The following is a 16,450-nucleotide window of genomic DNA, read 5'->3' as shown; positions in this document are numbered from 1 at the left end:
GCGGTATTATTTTCATCAGTTAACCAAGTTTATTTTTCCGGTGCGATTCACCGAACAGATATATGGGAGAGGATTATGGACTTTTATAAAGAATATCCAGCACACATTGTTTTCTTGCGCCGTACCTTTGCCGTTGTGGCGGGCGTGCTGGCGCTGCCGGTCATGTTGTTCTGGAAAGACCGCGCCCGTTTTTACAGCTATCTGCACCGCGTCTGGTCCAAAACCAGTGATAAACCGGTGTGGATGGAGCAGGCTGAAAAAGCCACCTGCGACTTCTATTAAGTTGTCGTTATTGTTCAAGAAAACCGCCAACAGCAATGTGGCGGTTTTTTTATACGCCGACGTCTACACTTATCTGAGTAACGGATAAGGAGTGGCGATGAGCACGAGAATTCCTGTTGGTATCCGCACCTGTCTGACCACAGAAGCGAGTGAGGCACCTCAGTTCGACGAAAATACATTAATACGTGTTTACGCTTTGCATGAATTGCACCGCCTGCGTCAGCGAAAATTAACGCGGGGCGCATTAATTGACTATCATACCCGCTACAAACTGGTACTACTGGCGCATTCCCAGCCAGAGTATCGGGAGCTTGGCCCCTTCGTTGCCGCAATCCATGAATGGCAAGATCTCGATGCTTTTTTTACCGAGTATCGCCTACGATTGACCCATCTGTTATTAAATCCTGCTACCCGGCGTAACCATACCAATGTATTGATGCACGTACAGGGCTATTTCCGTAATCAGCTCGATCTGCGTCAACGTCAGGAATTGACCTCGATAATCGATAACTATCGACGCGAGGCGCAGCCGCTACTTGCACCCTTAATGCTCCTCAAACACTATATGGCTGAGCACCCGAACACCTGGTTGTCCGGGCAACGTTATTTTGAACTCTGGCCTGCGATTTGGCGTTTACAGGGCAATGATTAATTTTTATCAGGGAGTGTTATGACCACGCATCTGGTCTGGTTTCGGCGTGATTTACGTCTGCATGACAATCTCGCGCTGGCGGCGGCTTGTCGGGATCGTTCTGCACATGTACTCGCGCTCTATATCTCCACGCCTGAACAGTGGAAGGCGCATGATATGGCCCCACGTCAGGCGGCATTGGTTAATGCGCAGCTGAACGCGTTGCAAACGGCGCTGGCAGAAAAGGGCATCCCGCTTCTGTTTCATGAAGTTGCTAATTTTGCGACCAGTGTGGAAACCGTCAAAAACGTCTGCGTACAGCATGGTGTCAGTCGAATATTTTATAACTATCAGTATGAAATAAACGAACGCCAGCGTGATGCTGCCGTTGAAAAGTCAATACCTCAGGTGGTGTGCGAAGGGTTTGACGACAGCGTGATCCTGCCTCCGGGGGCGGTCATGACCGGTAATCACGAGATGTATAAAGTCTTTACGCCGTTTAAAAATGCCTGGCTGAAGCGGATAAAAGACGGGATCCCAGAATGTGTCAGTGCGCCGAAGGTGAGAGAAAGCGGTGCTCTTGACTCTCCATTAACATCCATCACGCTGAGCTACCCGCAGCAGGATTTTGATTCGCAGCAATTTCCGGCAGAAGAAAAATTGGCCATCGCGCAATTACGCCATTTTTGCCAGCAGGCCGCCGGAGAATATGAACAACTGCGTGACTTTCCGGCGATTGATGGAACCAGTCGATTATCCGCGAGCCTGGCGACAGGAGGACTATCGCCGCGCCAGTGCCTTAATCGACTGCTCGTGGAGCAGCCGCAGGCGCTTGAGGATGGGACAGGCAGCGTTTGGTTGAATGAGCTTATCTGGCGCGAATTTTATCGTCATCTGATGACTTACCATCCGGCGCTATGTCGGTATCAACCTTTTATTCGCTGGACCGATCGCGTGCAATGGCAGAATAATCCGGCGCATTTGCAGGCCTGGAAAACAGGGCATACGGGCTACCCCATTGTGGATGCGGCCATGCGTCAGCTCAACGCCACGGGCTGGATGCATAATCGTTTACGCATGATTACCGCCAGTTTTTTAGTGAAAGACCTGCTGATCGACTGGCGTAAAGGCGAACAATATTTCATGTCGCAACTGATCGATGGCGACCTGGCGGCCAATAACGGCGGCTGGCAGTGGGCAGCCTCAACCGGAACCGACGCCGCACCGTATTTCCGTATCTTTAACCCCACGACGCAGGGCGAAAAATTCGACCGTGACGGTGAGTTTATCCGCCAGTGGGTGCCGGAACTGCACGACGTGCCGGGTAAAGCCATTCATGAACCGTGGTCGTGGGCTGAAAAAGCGCAGGTAACACTGAGTTATCCTCGCCCGATTGTGGATCATAAACAGGCGAGGCTGGCGACGCTGGCGGCATATGAGGCGGCGCGTAAGGGATAAGCGCGCAGCGGATTTCTGCGTAATACCTTCCAGCAGAATGAATATGTTGCAGTGGGGGGGCATTTAGCGCTGAAGCGTGTACGCAAGGCTGCTAATGCCTTGATGAAGATGTTTTCCGCCAGCAGTAAAGTGCAGTCATCTTCATTCAGGTGACGGAATTTGATGACAACACCAACGGCATCTACACCGCACGATGCGGTATTTAAAACGTTTTTACATCATCCAGAAACAGCTCGGGACTTCCTCGAAATTCATCTACCCGCAGATCTGCAAACGCTTTGCGATTTAAATACGCTGAAGCTGGAGTCAGAAAGCTTTATTGAAGCGGATTTACGTACCCGCTACTCCGACGTGCTCTGGTCTGTGCATACGCACGATGGTGAAGGTTATGTATACGTGGTTATAGAACACCAGAGTTCAGCCGATCCGCATATGGCTTCTCGTCTGCTGCGTTACGCAATAGCGGCGATGCAGCGTCATTTGGATGCCGGGCACAAAGAACTGCCGATTGTGATACCCATGCTGTTTTATCATGGCTGTCGAAGTCCGTATCCGTACTCACTGTGCTGGCTTGATGCGTTTACCGATCCTGTAACGGCACGGCAACTTTATGCCAGCGCATTTCCATTGGTGGATATCACAGTGGTGCCCGATGACGAAATCATGGCTCACAGGCGAATGGCACTGCTGGAACTAATGCAAAAACATATCCGTCAGCGGGATTTGATGGGGCTGGTAGATCAACTGGCCACGCTGTTACTTACAGGGTGCGCTAATGACACGCAACTACAGGCGATGTTTAATTACATCCTGCAATCCGGCGATGAATCTCGCTTTAATGAATTTATACAAGAGATGGCGCAACGGATCCCCCAACATAAGGAGAAGCTGATGACGATTGCCGAGCGGTTACGCTTAGATGGATTACAGGAAGGGTTGCAGCGAGGCAAACGAGAAGCCGCATTACGTATAGCGCAAACTATGTTGGAGCAGGGAATAGATCGCAACATGGTGCTTCTGGTTACAGGTCTTTCTGAAGAGGAGTTGACTGCCAGCCATGCGTAATTCCTGAAAAAAAGCCCGAATCAGATTACATCATCGGGCCCCTACACTCAGGATTCTACCGCCAGTGAACGGTTTCTGAACTTAAGCGACTGGTACAGCCAAATCAGCAGCACCAGCACCACACAGGCCAGAGCGCCCCAGGTAATTTCACTAAAGACATCAATATAGGCATTGATAGAGTAGTTGATAGCGCCCGCAGCATCAAACGAGCCTTGTGAGGTCTGATCGGCGATAACACCAGCCAGGTAGTTGGCGATGGCACCGGAAAGCAGCATATAAATGCCGGTTAATACGCCAGTAACACCAGGGATCTCAATACGCGTAATTTGTGACATTGCCACCGGATCGATAAACAGTTCGGCAAAGCCCATGACCGCCAACCCAAGTACCATCAGCGGCATGGAAGAGTGGCCGTAAGCAGCGGACCAGCGAGCGCTCAAGGTTAGAATACAGAACCCAGCGCTCATTAAGCCGAGGCCAAGGGCAAATTTACCCCAGATACGTACGGTACGATTGCCACTCACGCTTTCTTTGACTACCCACGCCAGTACGATACCGCACAGCATAACGGCAAAAGCGTTAACCGACTGGAACATCGCGGTAGGGACGGAATACCCCAGAATATCGCGGTTAACGAAGCGGTCGATATACAGGCTGATCGAACTGCCGCCCTGTTGAGCAAAGGCCCAAAACAACAGGCTGAAGAAGGTCAGCGTGACGATAAGCCCCAGCTCTTTGCGCTGTTTCTGCGTCTGTGCCTGGCGATAAATCTTCGCCAGAACTGCCAGACCAATAATGGTGGCAACAATCAGTGCGTAAACGGACCACTCTTTCCAGAACAGCACGGTAATCAGCAGCGGTGCGGCAACCAACAAAACTAACAGCCAGGCCCAATTTGGCAGAATAAAGGTTTTAGCACAGAGAACGGCCTTGTTGACGCCGGTGGTGTGGGCGAAATGGCGATTACCACATAAGAATATCACCAGCCCTGCCAGCATGCCGATGGCAGCCAGCGCAAAGCCCATCGCCCAGCTGTATTCTTCCTGCACGTAGCCACAGGCAATAGGGGCAATAATCGAACCTATGTTACCAGCAGCGTAAAGCAGAGAGAATCCACCGTCGCGACGCGGGTCTTCAGGTTGATACAACTCGCCCAACAGGCAACTGATATTTGATTTAAACAGACCGTAGCCGCAGACAATTATCGCCAGCGACAAATAGAGGAACGCCGGGGCCACTTCGCTGGCACCCAATACCAGATGTCCTACCGCCATTAAAAATGCGCCGATCATCACCGCCATTCGATTGCCGAGCACTTTATCGGCCAGGTATCCCCCGAGAATAGGGGTGACATAGACCAGCGAGCAGTAGGCGCTGAACAGTTCATATGCGTGATTATCGTCGTACTTAAGCTGGTTAGTGAGATACAGGATCAGCAGCGCACGCATGCCGTAAAAACTGAAGTATTCCCAGATTTGTAGCGCGACGACGTAGTAAATCGCCCGTGGTTGAGATGCTTGTTTATTCATTATTTTCTCGAAGTAAATGCCTCGCGACTGGCTGAACGTGCTGCGCGAGTGTGTTTCCTTAAAGTTGTAACTTTGATACAGATCTGATTATTTTTGCAATATGCTGTCTGATTGCATAAATATACATGAATTAGATCGCGTAGTGGTAAGCAAATCACGTTCAAAGCGGGTGTGATTGTTTCTTTATGTGTCAGTGAAATGGCTATCGACGAACGCAGGCGGGGACGCTATTTTAACCTAAGCTGTGTTGCTGATTGGGCAGGCAGAAATGATGACTACGAGGACGATGATGAAAAACACCGAACTGGAACAACTGATCAACGACAAACTAAACAGCGCCGCCATTAGCGATTATGCGCCGAATGGTTTGCAGGTTGAGGGCAAAGAGACGGTGCATAAAATCGTGACCGGTGTGACTGCAAGCCAGGCATTGCTGGACGAGGCGGTACGCCAGCAAGCGGATGCGGTTATTGTTCACCACGGCTATTTCTGGAAAGGCGAATCTCCGGTTATTCGCGGCATGAAGCGCAATCGTCTGAAAACGCTGTTAGAAAATGATATCAACCTGTATGGCTGGCACTTGCCGCTGGATGCACACCCGGAATTGGGGAATAACGCGCAGTTGGCCGCGCTGTTGGGAATCACCGTTATGGGGGAAATTGAACCGCTGGTGCCATGGGGAGAACTCTCCATGCCGGTTCCGGGGCTTGAGCTGGCATCGTGGATTGAAGCGCGTTTAGGTCGTAAACCGTTATGGTGCGGTGATACCGGGCCGGAGAAAGTTCAGCGCGTTGCCTGGTGTACCGGGGGCGGTCAAAGTTTTATTGATAGCGCAGCCCGATTTGGTGTCGACGCCTTTATTACCGGTGAAGTCTCTGAGCAAACCATTCACTCAGCCCGCGAGCAGGGGCTGCATTTTTATGCTGCCGGTCACCATGCGACCGAACGCGGCGGCATTCGCGCATTAAGCGAATGGCTGAATGAAAATACCGATCTGGACGTAACCTTTATCGATATACCTAATCCAGCGTAATAAAGAGGGATGAAAGTGCAGCGAGCGCGTTGTTATCTGTTAGGTGAAACGGCGGTGGTTCTCGAACTGGAGCCCCCCATCACGCTGGCGACTCAGAAACGCATCTGGCGTCTGGCTCAGCGTTTAGTTGACGCCCCGAATGTGCTTGAAGCTATTCCGGGAATGAACAATATCACGGTTACTCTACGCGACCCGCAAACGCTGGCGCTGGATGCGATTGAACGCCTGCAGCGCTGGTGGGAAGAGAGCGAAGCACTGGAGCCGGATTCACGTTTTATTGAAATACCTGTGACCTATGGTGGTGAGTTTGGCCCTGATCTGGCAGAGGTCGCCCGACACAGTGGATTAAGCGACAAGCAGGTCGTCGAACTTCATGCGTCAGTTGACTATGTGGTGTGGTTTATCGGTTTTCAGCCGGGATTTCCCTATCTCGGGAGCTTACCTGAACAGCTGCATACCCCCAGACGTGCGGAACCGCGTTTGCTTGTTCCGGCAGGTTCTGTCGGTATCGGTGGATCTCAAACGGGGATCTACCCGCTTGCAACACCCGGTGGATGGCAATTGATTGGGCGTACCTCCGTTGCGTTATTTGATCCAAAACGGGAGGAGCCGATTCTGTTACGGGCTGGCGATACCGTGCGTTTTGTCCCGCAGAAGGAGGGGATATGTTAAACATCATCCGCGCTGGCATGTACACCTCAGTACAGGACGGGGGACGCCATAGTTTTCGTCAATCCGGAATTAGTCACTGTGGCGCGCTGGATAAACCGGCGCTGAACGTGGCTAACCTGCTGGTGGGTAATGATGCGAATGCCGCAGCGCTGGAAATCACGCTGGGGCAACTGGTGGTGGAGTTTGAAGCCGATGGCTGGTTTGCCCTGACCGGTGCCGGATGCGAAGCGCATCTGGATCGAACTCCCGTATGGAGCGGATGGCGGTTACCGGTAAAAGCCGGGCAGCGCCTGACGCTAAAACGACCTCTTCATGGTATGCGCAGTTATCTGGCTGTAGCGGGCGGTATTGATGTTCCCGAAGTGATGGGCTCGCGTAGTACCGATCTGAAAGTGGGCATTGGTGGGATTGAAGGGCGTCTGCTGCGTGATGGCGATCGACTGGCGATTGGCGTATCGACCCGGCAATTCAGCGGGCCACAAGGTGTAAAACAACTGATGTGGGGTAATCTCATTCGTGCACTGCCCGGCCCTGAATATCAGGAGTTTGATGAGGTATCTCAGGCCTCTTTCTGGCGCTCGCCGTGGCAGCTTAGCCCACAAAGTAACCGTATGGGGTATCGTCTTCAGGGGCAGCCGCTGACGCGCACGACCGATCGCGAGCTGCTGTCGCATGGTTTGCTCCCCGGCGTGGTGCAGGTTCCGCATAATGGCCAGCCAATCGTGCTGATGAACGATGCTCAGACGACGGGTGGCTATCCGCGCATCGCCTGTATTATCGAAGCAGATATGTATCATCTGGCGCAGATCCCGCTCGGTCAGCCGATTCATTTTGTGCAGTGTTCGCTGGAGGAAGCGCTGAAGGCGCGGTACGACCAGCAGCGTTATCTGGAACAGTTAGCATGGCGACTTAACAATGAAAATTGATCTCAATGCAGACCTCGGTGAGGGATGTGCGAACGATGCAGCGTTGCTGCAATTGGTGTCATCGGCCAACATCGCCTGTGGGTTTCACGCCGGCGATGCGCAAACTATGCTCTCAAGCGTGCGTGATGCGTTAAAAAATGGTGTGGCGGTAGGCGCACACCCCAGCTTTCCGGATCGGGAAAATTTTGGTCGTAGCGCCATGACCCTGCCTGCACAAACGGTGTATGCGCAGACGCTGTATCAAATTGGCGCGCTGGCTGCCATCACGCGGGCAGAAGGCGGCGTGATGCGCCATGTCAAACCGCATGGCATGCTCTATAACCAGGCGGCGAAAGATCCTCAATTGGCTGATGCGATTGCGAAAGCGGTTCATGCCTGTGATCCGTCGCTGGTTCTGGTCGGGCTGGCGGGAAGCGAACTGATTCGCGCTGGAGAACACTATGGCTTGATAACGCGTCAAGAGGTTTTTGCCGATCGGGGTTATCAGGCCGATGGCAGTCTGGTGCCACGTAACCAGCCGGGCGCACTGATTGAGGATGAAGAGCAGGCGCTGGCGCAAACGTTAGAAATGGTGCAATCCGGCAGAGTAAAAAGCCAAAGTGGAACATGGGCAAGCGTGACCGCCCAGACGGTATGCATTCATGGGGATGGCGAGCACGCACTCGCTTTTGCCCGTCGCTTGCGTAGCGCCTTTAATGCATGCAATATTGAAATTGGTGCATAAGATTTACCATACAAAACAACAATATATTACACAACAACATATACGGGAATGAATTATGGGAGAGGTAATTTCTCTCTGGCCATTGACGGGGATCGCCGTCATCGTGGTCGGATTTCTTTTACGTTTTAATCCGGTATTGGTGGTTATTATTGCCGGGATCGTCACGGGACTGGCGGCGCATATGCCGATCGCCACCATCCTCGAGAAGCTGGGTGAAGGTTTTCTTAACACCCGCAACCTGCCGTTTATCCTGCTGATCCCGCTGGCGGTTATTGGCCTGCTGGAACGTCACGGACTCAAAGAGCGTGCTCAGGCGTGGATTGCGAAAATCCGCAGTGCCACCAGTGGCCGTCTGCTTATTGTCTATCTGTTCATTCGCGAAGCGACCGCTGCGTTAGGGTTGACCAGTCTGGGGGGGCATCCGCAGATGGTGCGCCCGCTGCTGGCGCCAATGGCGGAAGGGGCCGCCGAGAAAAATCACGGAGAGATACCCGGCGCGGTTCGCTATCGCCTGCGCGCAATGTCAGCGGCGACCGATAACGTCGGGCTGTTTTTCGGTGAAGATATCTTTGTTGCCTTCGGCGCGATCATATTCATGCACAACTTTATGCTGGAGTCTGGTGGGATCCAGACCGAACCGCTGCATATCGCCTTGTGGGGGATCCCGACGGCAATTTGTGCTTTCCTGATCCACGGCACGCGTTTGTGGCGTCTGGATAGCTATTTGCAACGTGAAGTGGCGAAAGCGAATGCCGCAGCGAAAGGGGAAGCGAAATGAATTTTCAACAAAGCTATCTCTACTGGCTGGCAGGTGCGGTATTACTGATTGTGGCGCTGATGTCCTGGCAGGACAAAGCAAACCCGCGCCGTTTCACCACAGGCCTGTTTTGGGGCATATATGGCGTACTGTTTCTGCTTGGTGACTGGACATACTCGCTGTTTGGCGATAAACGCGCAGTGCATATTGCCGTCGGCGTTGCGGTGGTTGTGCTGGCCCTGATCGCGGGTTTTGGCGGTGTGAAGCTGGGAAGCTACCATCAACGCACGCAGCAACAACGCGAAGAAAGCGCCAGCCGCCTGGGCAACCGCCTGTTTTTCCCGGCATTAGCGATCCCGGTGGTAACGGTCATTGGCGTACTGATGTTCAACCATATTCCGGGCTTACAGGATGCGCTGTTCGGGCCGGGTAATCACGCCACGCTGGTAACGCTCTTTTCAATGACTGCGGGCTCGTTGATTGGTCTGGCGATGGCGATAAAAATGACCCATGAGCGGGTGCATCAACCGATTCAGGAGGCACGCCGTCTGCTGGACTCCATTGGCTGGGCGTTCATTCTGCCGCAGATTCTGGCTACGCTTGGGCTGCTGTTTACAGCGGCGGGTGTCGGTAGCGGCATTTCATACCTGACGCAGGAATATCTGGCGGTGGATAGTCGCTTTATCGCGGTGGCGGTGTACACCATCGGCATGGCATTGCTGACCATGGTTATGGGTAATGCGTTTGCTGCTTTCCCGATCGTGACCGCTGGGATTGGTATTCCAATCCTCGTACTGCAACACGGCGGCAACCCAGCGGTAATGGCGGCGATTGGTATGTTCTCCGGCTATTGTGGGACGCTGATGACGCCGATGGCGGCGAACTTTAATATTGTTCCTGCAGCGTTGCTGGAACTACCGGACAAAAATGCGGTGATTAAAGCGCAGGTGCCAACCGGCATACTGCTGCTGCTGGTCAACGTGTTCCTGATGTATTTCCTGATGTTCCTGTAAGGAGGAAGGATGAAAACAGTACTCATCACGGGATTTGAACCCTTTGGCGGCGAGTCAGTTAACCCTTCCTGGGAAGTGGTCTCGAGCCTCGACAATGCTATTATCGGCGGATGCCGCGTTATTGCCCGCCAACTACCGTGTGTCTTTGGCGAGTCTCTCGCCGTACTCAACGCCGCGATTGACGCGTTGTCGCCATCACTGGTGTTGGCGGTAGGGCAGGCGGGTGGTCGCACGGATATCACCGTGGAACGCGTGGCGATTAACGTTGACGATGCGCGTATTGCGGATAACCAGGGGCAACAGCCGGTCGATGTGCCGATTGTGGTCGATGGCCCGGCGGCATGGTTTAGTACGTTGCCGATTAAAGCGATGGTTGTCGCCATGCGCAACGCGGGAATTCCGGCCTCGGTTTCCCAGACTGCGGGTACTTTCGTGTGTAACCACGTGATGTATGGCCTGCTGCATAAACTACGCGACGTACCGGCGGTGAAGGGCGGTTTTATTCATATCCCTTATTTGCCGCAACAGGCTGCACAGCATCCCGGGGCGCCAAGTATGGCGACAGAAACGGTGCGCCGTGCGCTGGAGATTGCGATTGCCACCGCCTTGCAGGTGGAAAGCGATATCGCAGTGACGGGCGGCGCAACACATTAACAAAGGACAGTATTATGCCTGAAGGCCCGGAGATCCGCCGCGCGGCGGATAACCTGGAGGCGGCAGTCAAAGGCAAACCCCTGACGGATGTCTGGTTTGCCTTTGAGCAGTTAAAACCGTATCAATCTCAACTGATTGGGCAACGTGTTACCCAGCTTGAAACGCTGGGGAAAGCATTACTGACCCATTTTTCTAATGGCCTGACGCTGTACAGTCACAATCAGCTCTATGGCGTGTGGCGAGTGGTTGATACAGGCAAAATTCCGCAAACTTCGCGGGTACTGCGTGTCAGGCTGCAGACACACGACAAAACTATCCTGCTCTATAGCGCGTCTGATATCGAAATGCTGACGCCAGAACAGCTCTCCACCCATCCGTTCCTGCAACGGGTAGGGCCGGATGTACTGGATTTACGTTTAACGCCCGATGAGGTTAAAGCGCGTCTGTTATCTCCGCGTTTTCGCAATCGCCAGTTTTCTGGTCTGCTACTGGACCAGGCGTTTCTGGCGGGATTAGGTAACTACTTGCGGGTAGAGATCCTTTGGCAGGTTGGGTTGACCGGGCAGCATAAAGCGTCGCAGCTTAGTGATGAGCAACTGGATCAACTGGCACATGCGCTGCTTGATATTCCGCGGTTGTCTTATACTACCCGCGGCCTGGTCGATGAGAATAAACATCACGGTGCGTTGTTTCGCTTTAAGGTCTTTCATCGGGATGGCGAAACCTGTGAGCGTTGTGGTGGAATAATCGAGAAAACGATGCTCTCTTCGCGCCCCTTTTACTGGTGCCCGGGTTGTCAGCACTAAGCGGGTTGTTTTGGTGCGTGCACCGAAATAAAACGCGCGACTGCGGGGCCAGTTAACAAAATGCTGAACAGTCGCAGGGTTTGCATCGCCATGATGAGCGCCATATCAGCGTGGCTTCCTGCGGCGATCACCGCAACAGAATCCACTCCTCCAGGACTGGTTGCCAGATAGGCAGTGAGAAAATCGATCTGCATGTAATGCGCCAGTCCCCAGGCCATGGCTGCGCAGATCGCCATCAGTGAAAAAATAGACAACAGGATCTGTGGCAGTGGTCGTAATGCCATCAAAAAGATCTGCTTGTCAAAGCCAAGACCGATTTGCCAGCCAATTGACATGTAGGCTATAGCCAGTAGCCATTCCGGCAGTTCAATCACCATCACTCCGCTTGCATTCAGCATGGCACCCACCAGCATTGGCAATAGCATAACGCCAGAGGGAATACGCAGTAGGCGCCCAGCCGTGCCGGCAACGGCGGCCAGCATCAGAGTGCTGAAAAGATTGCCGCTTAGCGGCGGAAACCAGATGATTTGTTCACTGACCGTTTGGGCCTGGTCGCCCATCACCAGCCGGGTGACCAGCGCTGCCGCGCCGACCACCAACAGTACGCGCAGATACTGCATAAACGCCACCAGCCGGATGTCGGCGCCATAATCCTGGGCCATTGCGACCATTGCCGCTGCACCGCCTGGTGACGAGCCCCACGCACCGGTATTCCCAGGTAGATTACTATAGCGAACCAGCAGCCAGCCGATTATCGCGCTGCTGATAAGGGTTGCCAGCAGGATAACAATCACCATCGGCCAGTGGGCTGCAAGGGTTGTAAAGATTGAACTGGTCAGATTTTGGGCAATCATACAGCCGAGAATCGCCTGTGCGCCAAGAAATGTGCAGCGAGGAGGATGCAGCGAGATGCCGCGCATACTGAAAATGATGCCGACGATCATCGAACCGAGCAGCAAGGGGCCTGGAAGATGGATAAACAGAAAGAGCAGGGAAAGAAGGAGCGATAGCACAAACAACAGGCTCCACTGCAAAACAGGCATCCCATGCTCCCTTGTTTTATACCGCATTCAATGTCTTGATACAGCATAGAGAAAAAGTCCGCTGAAAAAAATATCAGGTATCAATAAAAATGGACTAACCGGCGATCGGGTATTGATGCCTGTTATCTGAAAAAATCGTCGACAGCATCATTCCAGGCATGCCCGAAGATAGACCACTCCTGACTGATTGTAGGTGGAAAACCGCTCCGGCAGTATCCATTTTTTGATTCAAAATCAAAGACACCGTGTGGGTAACCATTTATCAGCAACACACATTTCTTACTGTCTTCTGACCAACCGATCTTCACATCTGATGGGATATGTCCATCTGACATGTCTTCTGCATTGTAAATATGTAGTGCATCTTTGATAGGATTTCCGTCTGCAGATTCATCAAGTGCATAGAAATATCCGGTTTGACCATTATCTTCAAATACAGCAGCGTATGAACCTTCAGGGGCTAAACTTTCTATTACCTGAGTTTCACCGACGATGAGTTGAGCTTGAACCGTAACTGTTATTGTCATTTTAATTTTCCTGGATGTATAAAACTAAGCTGTTCTATAATTGGTATTGATGTTTAACGACTTGATTTGAAATTTTTAGGTTGATTCTTTAAATGATGGGAGTCCCTGGGACTTACGCCTTCTTTTGATTTCATCAATGACGCCTTGTGGGCTATCTTCCCTGTCATCCGGGGGATAAAAAATCAATCCATTACTTTCCGGATGGTCCACGATTTTATCGAAGTGTTTGACTAACATATTACAGTGGGTTTCAAATTCTCTTCCCTTCAGATTGCCGGGGTTTTCAAATAATTCATTCAGAAATTCTATAAATTCAGCTTCAGTGTAGTCTTCTATTTTTTGTTTAAAATGAATCATATATTTAACTTTATAATATTCTGCATTGCAGCGTGCTATTATTTGTTTTTGAAATGGTTATTCAGCTTTTAAAATGAAAGGCAACTGACCTAAAACCTCGTTTACCTTTTCAATCAGCTCATTTTTATCCCATCCTGAGGATGTTTTTATCATAGGGTGATCCCAATCGCCATTCGATATAACTTGGATAAGAAACTCCCCTTTCTCGTCAAGCGAGGGGTACCAGCCGATGTCTATGACAACACCATTATTTTGGGTTAGTTGAAATAAATCTTCATCTAGTCGGATAGCCTCCTCTGATACTGTTTTGGTAAAATCTATAGTAGATAACTCATCGTAAATACTCTTCACATTTTCAATGAAATAATCTTTTCCTAAAATATTGAAATTGGTTTTCATTTTGTTTTTCCATTACCTGTGAAGGTTTTTATTCTGAATCTTTAAATGACGCTCGTCCCTGGGACTTACGCCATCTTTTGATTTCATCAATGATGCCTTGTGGGCTATCTTCCCTGTCATCCGGCGGATAAAAAATCAATCCATCACTTTCCGGATGATCCACGATTTTATCGAAATGATCGACTAATGAGTCGATGTAAGATTCACGGTCCATTTCGCCTTGATAGCGCGGATTTGCGGAGAATTCATTCAAGAGTTCTATGAATTCAGCTTCGGTGTAGTCTTCGATCTTTTTAAGATGATTCATATACTCACCTTTATAATAAGTTTCTTTGTATAGCTCATTTAGAATCTTTAAATAACTCTAATCCATGAGATGTTCTCCACTTTTTTATTTCCTTAAATATTCCTAAGGGTGAACATTCAATCTCATCTGGAGTATTAAAAATCAGTCCATTACCAAGTGGATGCTGGGTGACTTTGACTACATGTAGTTGTAGGTTATCGATAAATTTACCAAAATCACTAGCATTTAGTCCATGTTTATTCTCAAAAAAGTTAGATAGCAGATCAATGAACTCTGACTCAGTGTAATCGCTTATTTTTTTTTCATTATCTATTAGCATTTTTATGTATTCCTATATGTAAGCGAGGAGTAGTAATATTTATATTATCCATATTAAACGCTTCTCCGCCATGCTGGATTTCTTCTAAGTGATGAAGTTCAAAAGTGCTTCTGCCACCTACTTGCTCTGAAGGACCAGGATATGGTGCTAACCCCATTCTTATCAGGGTTTGGTTAGAAGGTTTAAAATCCTTCATTAGCTCAGGGCACTCTGACACCGCAAGCCAGAACTCTCTTCTGAAATGGTCAAAGTTGCGAAACGTTCTTCCCCGCAGCTTATCTGCGACCTGTGCAGGTATCGGCGCTCCCAGCCCTGAACTGGCGGCTTCAAGCCAACGATTATTTCCGGAAAAAATTTCACCGTGGCCGGTTGCTGTACCGGGTTCGTCTCGGGCTGTTTTCAGGTATACATATATCGGCTGAATGCCTGAATCGGCCGGAAAGACCAGAATATAATCGTTAAAATCGGCGACATCCGGCACAAGGACCGGTGGCGTGGTGTACTCATTTTTGCCATCCGGGATGGGGGTTACCAGAATGGTTGGCTGATCCAGCGGTGGAATATCGCTTCCAGTATGTTCAGGTACATCACCCGTCGCAGGATTTTCTGGCGTCCATGTGATTAACGGCCCGTCTACGTCGTGGGCAGGCGTAAATTCATAACGATGGTGTCCATCATTCCATTGCATATTCGCGACGCGCACGTTTTCATACGGAGTACCTTCGCCGGTATGCACGCCGTAGACTTGCGACTTACCGTGAATGTCGGTTCCCCAGAAAAAACGAACCCGGGTTGTGGCTGTGCCACCTACCAGCGCCTTTTTCCGCAGTTCTTCCTCATACCAGAACTCATCACGTCCGGGAACGCGTGCGCTGCCCGTCCCCGCAGACGGAATATACAGCGCGGAAGCCAGCGCTCCGATATAAGGAACGCCTCGTGCGGCGCTGAGAATGCCACTGAGTGACCACTCGCCCCACACCTGCGTCAGCCCACCTAAGATCGGCAGTGCGGCCGAGGCTTCTGCGGGTTGTGCATATCCGCAACAATCATCAACGGAAGATTGTGCGAAAACCGCCATCTGACCGAAGTTTTCAGCCGATTCTTCACGGCTCCCTGCGTCTGTACAGCCTTTCTCTTTCAGACAGGATTTGGCATAGACCGGTGTGACTGCAGGAATGAGTGGTGCTGGGGGGGAAGGTCGGTTCGCAACGGGTATTATCGAACTAGCTGGCTGATTGCGGGGCGGTATAAACAAACGATTGTACTCAGCAGGCAACGCCAGGTAGTCAAACTCCGTATTGGCAATCAGGTACTTGCAAAGAATATAGTCATACGATACCGCAATTTCTTCGGTATCCAGCTCGTGTAGGGCCACATAGGTTTGTATGCTTTTTATCGAAGCATTTCTTAATTGAATATAATAGTAGCGTTCCCATCTGCCGAATCTGTTTATTCGCCATAAATCAATTTCAATAAACAGACGTTCATTGTTATTGATGGCGTTAATAAATAGTGGTGTGCTTTTATCAATTAATTTTTCAAATCTTAGCGCCCGGGTATTAATACCAGAACCCGTATTAAATAATCCGTTAGAGAGCGAAAAAGCAAAAATCTCATCAGGATGGTTTTCCTGCCAGCGATTTCCTATCGATGCGTCTGTACCACAACCAGAAGAGATATCGCCTTGTCGCTCACCTGTTATCTTCAGATAAATAAGGTCGCCCATGCCATTTAATCCAGTGCTGTGTTTTATGAGGCCGGATTAAATAGTTAATGAATTTAAAAATCAAATAATGCCTTGGCAATTAATGCTATATTAAATCGGGTAGGGGTTGCGCTCAATTAAATATATTAAAGGGCGAGTAAACGAGAGAAAGTAATATTGAAGAGGTGAATGCAATGAACAAGACGGGAACTGAAAAAAGCCACCGGAATTATCCGGTGGCCT

Annotated in this window: 20 protein-coding genes; 12 read left to right on the top strand and 8 right to left on the bottom strand. The window is 50.7% G+C overall.

Features of this window, described 5'->3' with window-relative positions; genetic code table 11:
• The first annotated feature begins 75 nt into the window (after positions 1-75).
• From OGX96_RS22475 to OGX96_RS22460, 4 genes are all read left to right on the top strand, one after another.
• Positions 76-282, top strand: coding sequence for a YbfA family protein (locus OGX96_RS22475; RefSeq protein ID WP_003022870.1), 207 nt, complete (start codon positions 76-78; stop codon positions 280-282).
• A gap of 97 nt (positions 283-379) precedes the next feature.
• Complete coding sequence (locus OGX96_RS22470; protein ID WP_003831377.1) at positions 380-934, top strand: DUF1722 domain-containing protein; 555 nt, start codon at positions 380-382, stop codon at positions 932-934.
• Positions 935-952: 18 nt separating this feature from the next.
• A complete protein-coding gene (gene phrB / locus OGX96_RS22465; protein ID WP_286584216.1) occupies positions 953-2,371 on the top strand; it encodes a deoxyribodipyrimidine photo-lyase in 1,419 nt (472 codons plus the stop codon).
• 162 nt (positions 2,372-2,533) lie between these two features.
• Positions 2,534-3,436, top strand: coding sequence for an Rpn family recombination-promoting nuclease/putative transposase (locus tag OGX96_RS22460; protein ID WP_198801891.1), 903 nt, complete (start codon positions 2,534-2,536; stop codon positions 3,434-3,436).
• Between the two features lie 47 nt (positions 3,437-3,483).
• On the opposite strand, the gene dtpD is transcribed toward OGX96_RS22460, so the two are convergent.
• Positions 3,484-4,965: a dipeptide permease DtpD gene (gene dtpD / locus OGX96_RS22455; protein WP_186413594.1), complete on the bottom strand. Its 1,482-nt coding sequence runs from the start codon at positions 4,963-4,965 to the stop codon at positions 3,484-3,486.
• A 289-nt stretch (positions 4,966-5,254) separates the two neighbouring features.
• On the opposite strand from dtpD, the gene ybgI reads away from it, so the two are divergent.
• The 8 genes from ybgI to nei are packed head-to-tail and all read left to right on the top strand — an operon-like array spanning position 5,255 to position 11,550.
• Positions 5,255-5,998 carry a radiation resistance protein YbgI gene (gene ybgI / locus OGX96_RS22450; RefSeq protein ID WP_003831390.1) on the top strand — a complete coding sequence of 248 codons (744 nt, stop codon included), beginning with the start codon at positions 5,255-5,257 and terminating at the stop codon, positions 5,996-5,998.
• 15 nt (positions 5,999-6,013) lie between these two features.
• On the top strand, positions 6,014-6,670 hold the full coding sequence (gene pxpB / locus OGX96_RS22445; RefSeq protein ID WP_198802447.1) for a 5-oxoprolinase subunit PxpB: 657 nt from the start codon (positions 6,014-6,016) through the stop codon (positions 6,668-6,670).
• Positions 6,664-7,596, top strand: coding sequence for a 5-oxoprolinase subunit PxpC (gene pxpC, locus OGX96_RS22440; RefSeq protein WP_198801892.1), 933 nt, complete (start codon positions 6,664-6,666; stop codon positions 7,594-7,596). The genes pxpB and pxpC overlap by 7 nt, the downstream gene beginning before the upstream one ends.
• Positions 7,586-8,320 carry a 5-oxoprolinase subunit PxpA gene (pxpA, locus tag OGX96_RS22435; RefSeq protein ID WP_008784130.1) on the top strand — a complete coding sequence of 245 codons (735 nt, stop codon included), beginning with the start codon at positions 7,586-7,588 and terminating at the stop codon, positions 8,318-8,320. Before pxpC ends, pxpA begins: the two co-directional genes overlap by 11 nt.
• Positions 8,321-8,375: 55 nt before the next feature.
• Positions 8,376-9,098 carry a DUF969 domain-containing protein gene (locus OGX96_RS22430; protein WP_003831395.1) on the top strand — a complete coding sequence of 241 codons (723 nt, stop codon included), beginning with the start codon at positions 8,376-8,378 and terminating at the stop codon, positions 9,096-9,098.
• Entirely contained in the window at positions 9,095-10,090 is a 996-nt protein-coding gene (locus tag OGX96_RS22425; protein WP_032942722.1) for a DUF979 domain-containing protein, read from the top strand. Before OGX96_RS22430 ends, OGX96_RS22425 begins: the two co-directional genes overlap by 4 nt.
• Before the next feature lie 9 nt (positions 10,091-10,099).
• The gene (gene pcp, locus OGX96_RS22420; protein ID WP_003831398.1) at positions 10,100-10,744 is read left to right on the top strand and encodes a pyroglutamyl-peptidase I; all 645 of its coding nucleotides are present in this window, start codon (positions 10,100-10,102) and stop codon (positions 10,742-10,744) included.
• Between the two features lie 14 nt (positions 10,745-10,758).
• Positions 10,759-11,550, top strand: a complete 792-nt coding sequence (nei, locus tag OGX96_RS22415; protein ID WP_198801893.1) for an endonuclease VIII — start codon at positions 10,759-10,761, stop codon at positions 11,548-11,550.
• Here the strand turns inward: nei and OGX96_RS22410 are convergent.
• The 7 genes from OGX96_RS22410 to tssD form a co-directional block, all read right to left on the bottom strand.
• Positions 11,547-12,593 carry an AbrB family transcriptional regulator gene (locus tag OGX96_RS22410; RefSeq protein ID WP_198801894.1) on the bottom strand — a complete coding sequence of 349 codons (1,047 nt, stop codon included), beginning with the start codon at positions 12,591-12,593 and terminating at the stop codon, positions 11,547-11,549. The genes nei and OGX96_RS22410 overlap by 4 nt on opposite strands.
• A gap of 122 nt (positions 12,594-12,715) precedes the next feature.
• Positions 12,716-13,120: a DUF2251 domain-containing protein gene (locus OGX96_RS22405; RefSeq protein WP_198801895.1), complete on the bottom strand. Its 405-nt coding sequence runs from the start codon at positions 13,118-13,120 to the stop codon at positions 12,716-12,718.
• 75 nt (positions 13,121-13,195) lie between these two features.
• A complete protein-coding gene (locus tag OGX96_RS22400; protein ID WP_198801896.1) occupies positions 13,196-13,477 on the bottom strand; it encodes a bacteriocin immunity protein in 282 nt (93 codons plus the stop codon).
• 57 nt (positions 13,478-13,534) lie between these two features.
• Positions 13,535-13,876 (bottom strand): hypothetical protein, encoded by a 342-nt coding sequence (locus OGX96_RS22395; protein WP_048235860.1) that lies wholly within the window; start codon positions 13,874-13,876, stop codon positions 13,535-13,537.
• A gap of 28 nt (positions 13,877-13,904) precedes the next feature.
• Entirely contained in the window at positions 13,905-14,183 is a 279-nt protein-coding gene (locus tag OGX96_RS22390) for a bacteriocin immunity protein (RefSeq protein ID WP_167819709.1), read from the bottom strand.
• Positions 14,184-14,217: 34 nt separating this feature from the next.
• Positions 14,218-14,502, bottom strand: a complete 285-nt coding sequence (locus OGX96_RS22385; RefSeq protein ID WP_048235858.1) for a bacteriocin immunity protein — start codon at positions 14,500-14,502, stop codon at positions 14,218-14,220.
• Positions 14,489-16,228: a type VI secretion system tube protein TssD gene (tssD, locus tag OGX96_RS22380; RefSeq protein ID WP_286584215.1), complete on the bottom strand. Its 1,740-nt coding sequence runs from the start codon at positions 16,226-16,228 to the stop codon at positions 14,489-14,491. Before tssD ends, OGX96_RS22385 begins: the two co-directional genes overlap by 14 nt.
• Positions 16,229-16,450: the final 222 nt, after the last annotated feature.

Source organism: Citrobacter sp. Cpo100 (assembly GCF_030332595.1).
GTDB classification, from domain to species: Bacteria; Pseudomonadota; Gammaproteobacteria; order Enterobacterales; family Enterobacteriaceae; genus Citrobacter; species Citrobacter portucalensis.
The sequence above is the reverse complement of the archived record's forward strand: the minus strand, read 5'-3'. Positions and strand labels throughout refer to the sequence as shown.

What these genes read in the sequence shown, in the direction of transcription:
- OGX96_RS22475 (WP_003022870.1), top strand. Translation starts at nt 76, where the DNA reads ATGGACTTTTATAAAGAATATCCAGCACACATTGTTTTCTTGCGCCGT.
- OGX96_RS22470 (WP_003831377.1), top strand. Translation starts at nt 380, where the DNA reads ATGAGCACGAGAATTCCTGTTGGTATCCGCACCTGTCTGACCACAGAA.
- phrB (WP_286584216.1), top strand. Translation starts at nt 953, where the DNA reads ATGACCACGCATCTGGTCTGGTTTCGGCGTGATTTACGTCTGCATGAC.
- OGX96_RS22460 (WP_198801891.1), top strand. Translation starts at nt 2,534, where the DNA reads ATGACAACACCAACGGCATCTACACCGCACGATGCGGTATTTAAAACG.
- dtpD (WP_186413594.1), bottom strand. Translation starts at nt 4,965, where the DNA reads ATGAATAAACAAGCATCTCAACCACGGGCGATTTACTACGTCGTCGCG.
- ybgI (WP_003831390.1), top strand. Translation starts at nt 5,255, where the DNA reads ATGAAAAACACCGAACTGGAACAACTGATCAACGACAAACTAAACAGC.
- pxpC (WP_198801892.1), top strand. Translation starts at nt 6,664, where the DNA reads ATGTTAAACATCATCCGCGCTGGCATGTACACCTCAGTACAGGACGGG.
- pxpA (WP_008784130.1), top strand. Translation starts at nt 7,586, where the DNA reads ATGAAAATTGATCTCAATGCAGACCTCGGTGAGGGATGTGCGAACGAT.
- OGX96_RS22430 (WP_003831395.1), top strand. Translation starts at nt 8,376, where the DNA reads ATGGGAGAGGTAATTTCTCTCTGGCCATTGACGGGGATCGCCGTCATC.
- OGX96_RS22425 (WP_032942722.1), top strand. Translation starts at nt 9,095, where the DNA reads ATGAATTTTCAACAAAGCTATCTCTACTGGCTGGCAGGTGCGGTATTA.
- pcp (WP_003831398.1), top strand. Translation starts at nt 10,100, where the DNA reads ATGAAAACAGTACTCATCACGGGATTTGAACCCTTTGGCGGCGAGTCA.
- nei (WP_198801893.1), top strand. Translation starts at nt 10,759, where the DNA reads ATGCCTGAAGGCCCGGAGATCCGCCGCGCGGCGGATAACCTGGAGGCG.
- OGX96_RS22410 (WP_198801894.1), bottom strand. Translation starts at nt 12,593, where the DNA reads ATGCCTGTTTTGCAGTGGAGCCTGTTGTTTGTGCTATCGCTCCTTCTT.
- OGX96_RS22405 (WP_198801895.1), bottom strand. Translation starts at nt 13,120, where the DNA reads ATGACAATAACAGTTACGGTTCAAGCTCAACTCATCGTCGGTGAAACT.
- OGX96_RS22400 (WP_198801896.1), bottom strand. Translation starts at nt 13,477, where the DNA reads ATGATTCATTTTAAACAAAAAATAGAAGACTACACTGAAGCTGAATTT.
- OGX96_RS22395 (WP_048235860.1), bottom strand. Translation starts at nt 13,876, where the DNA reads ATGAAAACCAATTTCAATATTTTAGGAAAAGATTATTTCATTGAAAAT.
- OGX96_RS22390 (WP_167819709.1), bottom strand. Translation starts at nt 14,183, where the DNA reads ATGAATCATCTTAAAAAGATCGAAGACTACACCGAAGCTGAATTCATA.
- OGX96_RS22385 (WP_048235858.1), bottom strand. Translation starts at nt 14,502, where the DNA reads ATGCTAATAGATAATGAAAAAAAAATAAGCGATTACACTGAGTCAGAG.
- tssD (WP_286584215.1), bottom strand. Translation starts at nt 16,228, where the DNA reads ATGGGCGACCTTATTTATCTGAAGATAACAGGTGAGCGACAAGGCGAT.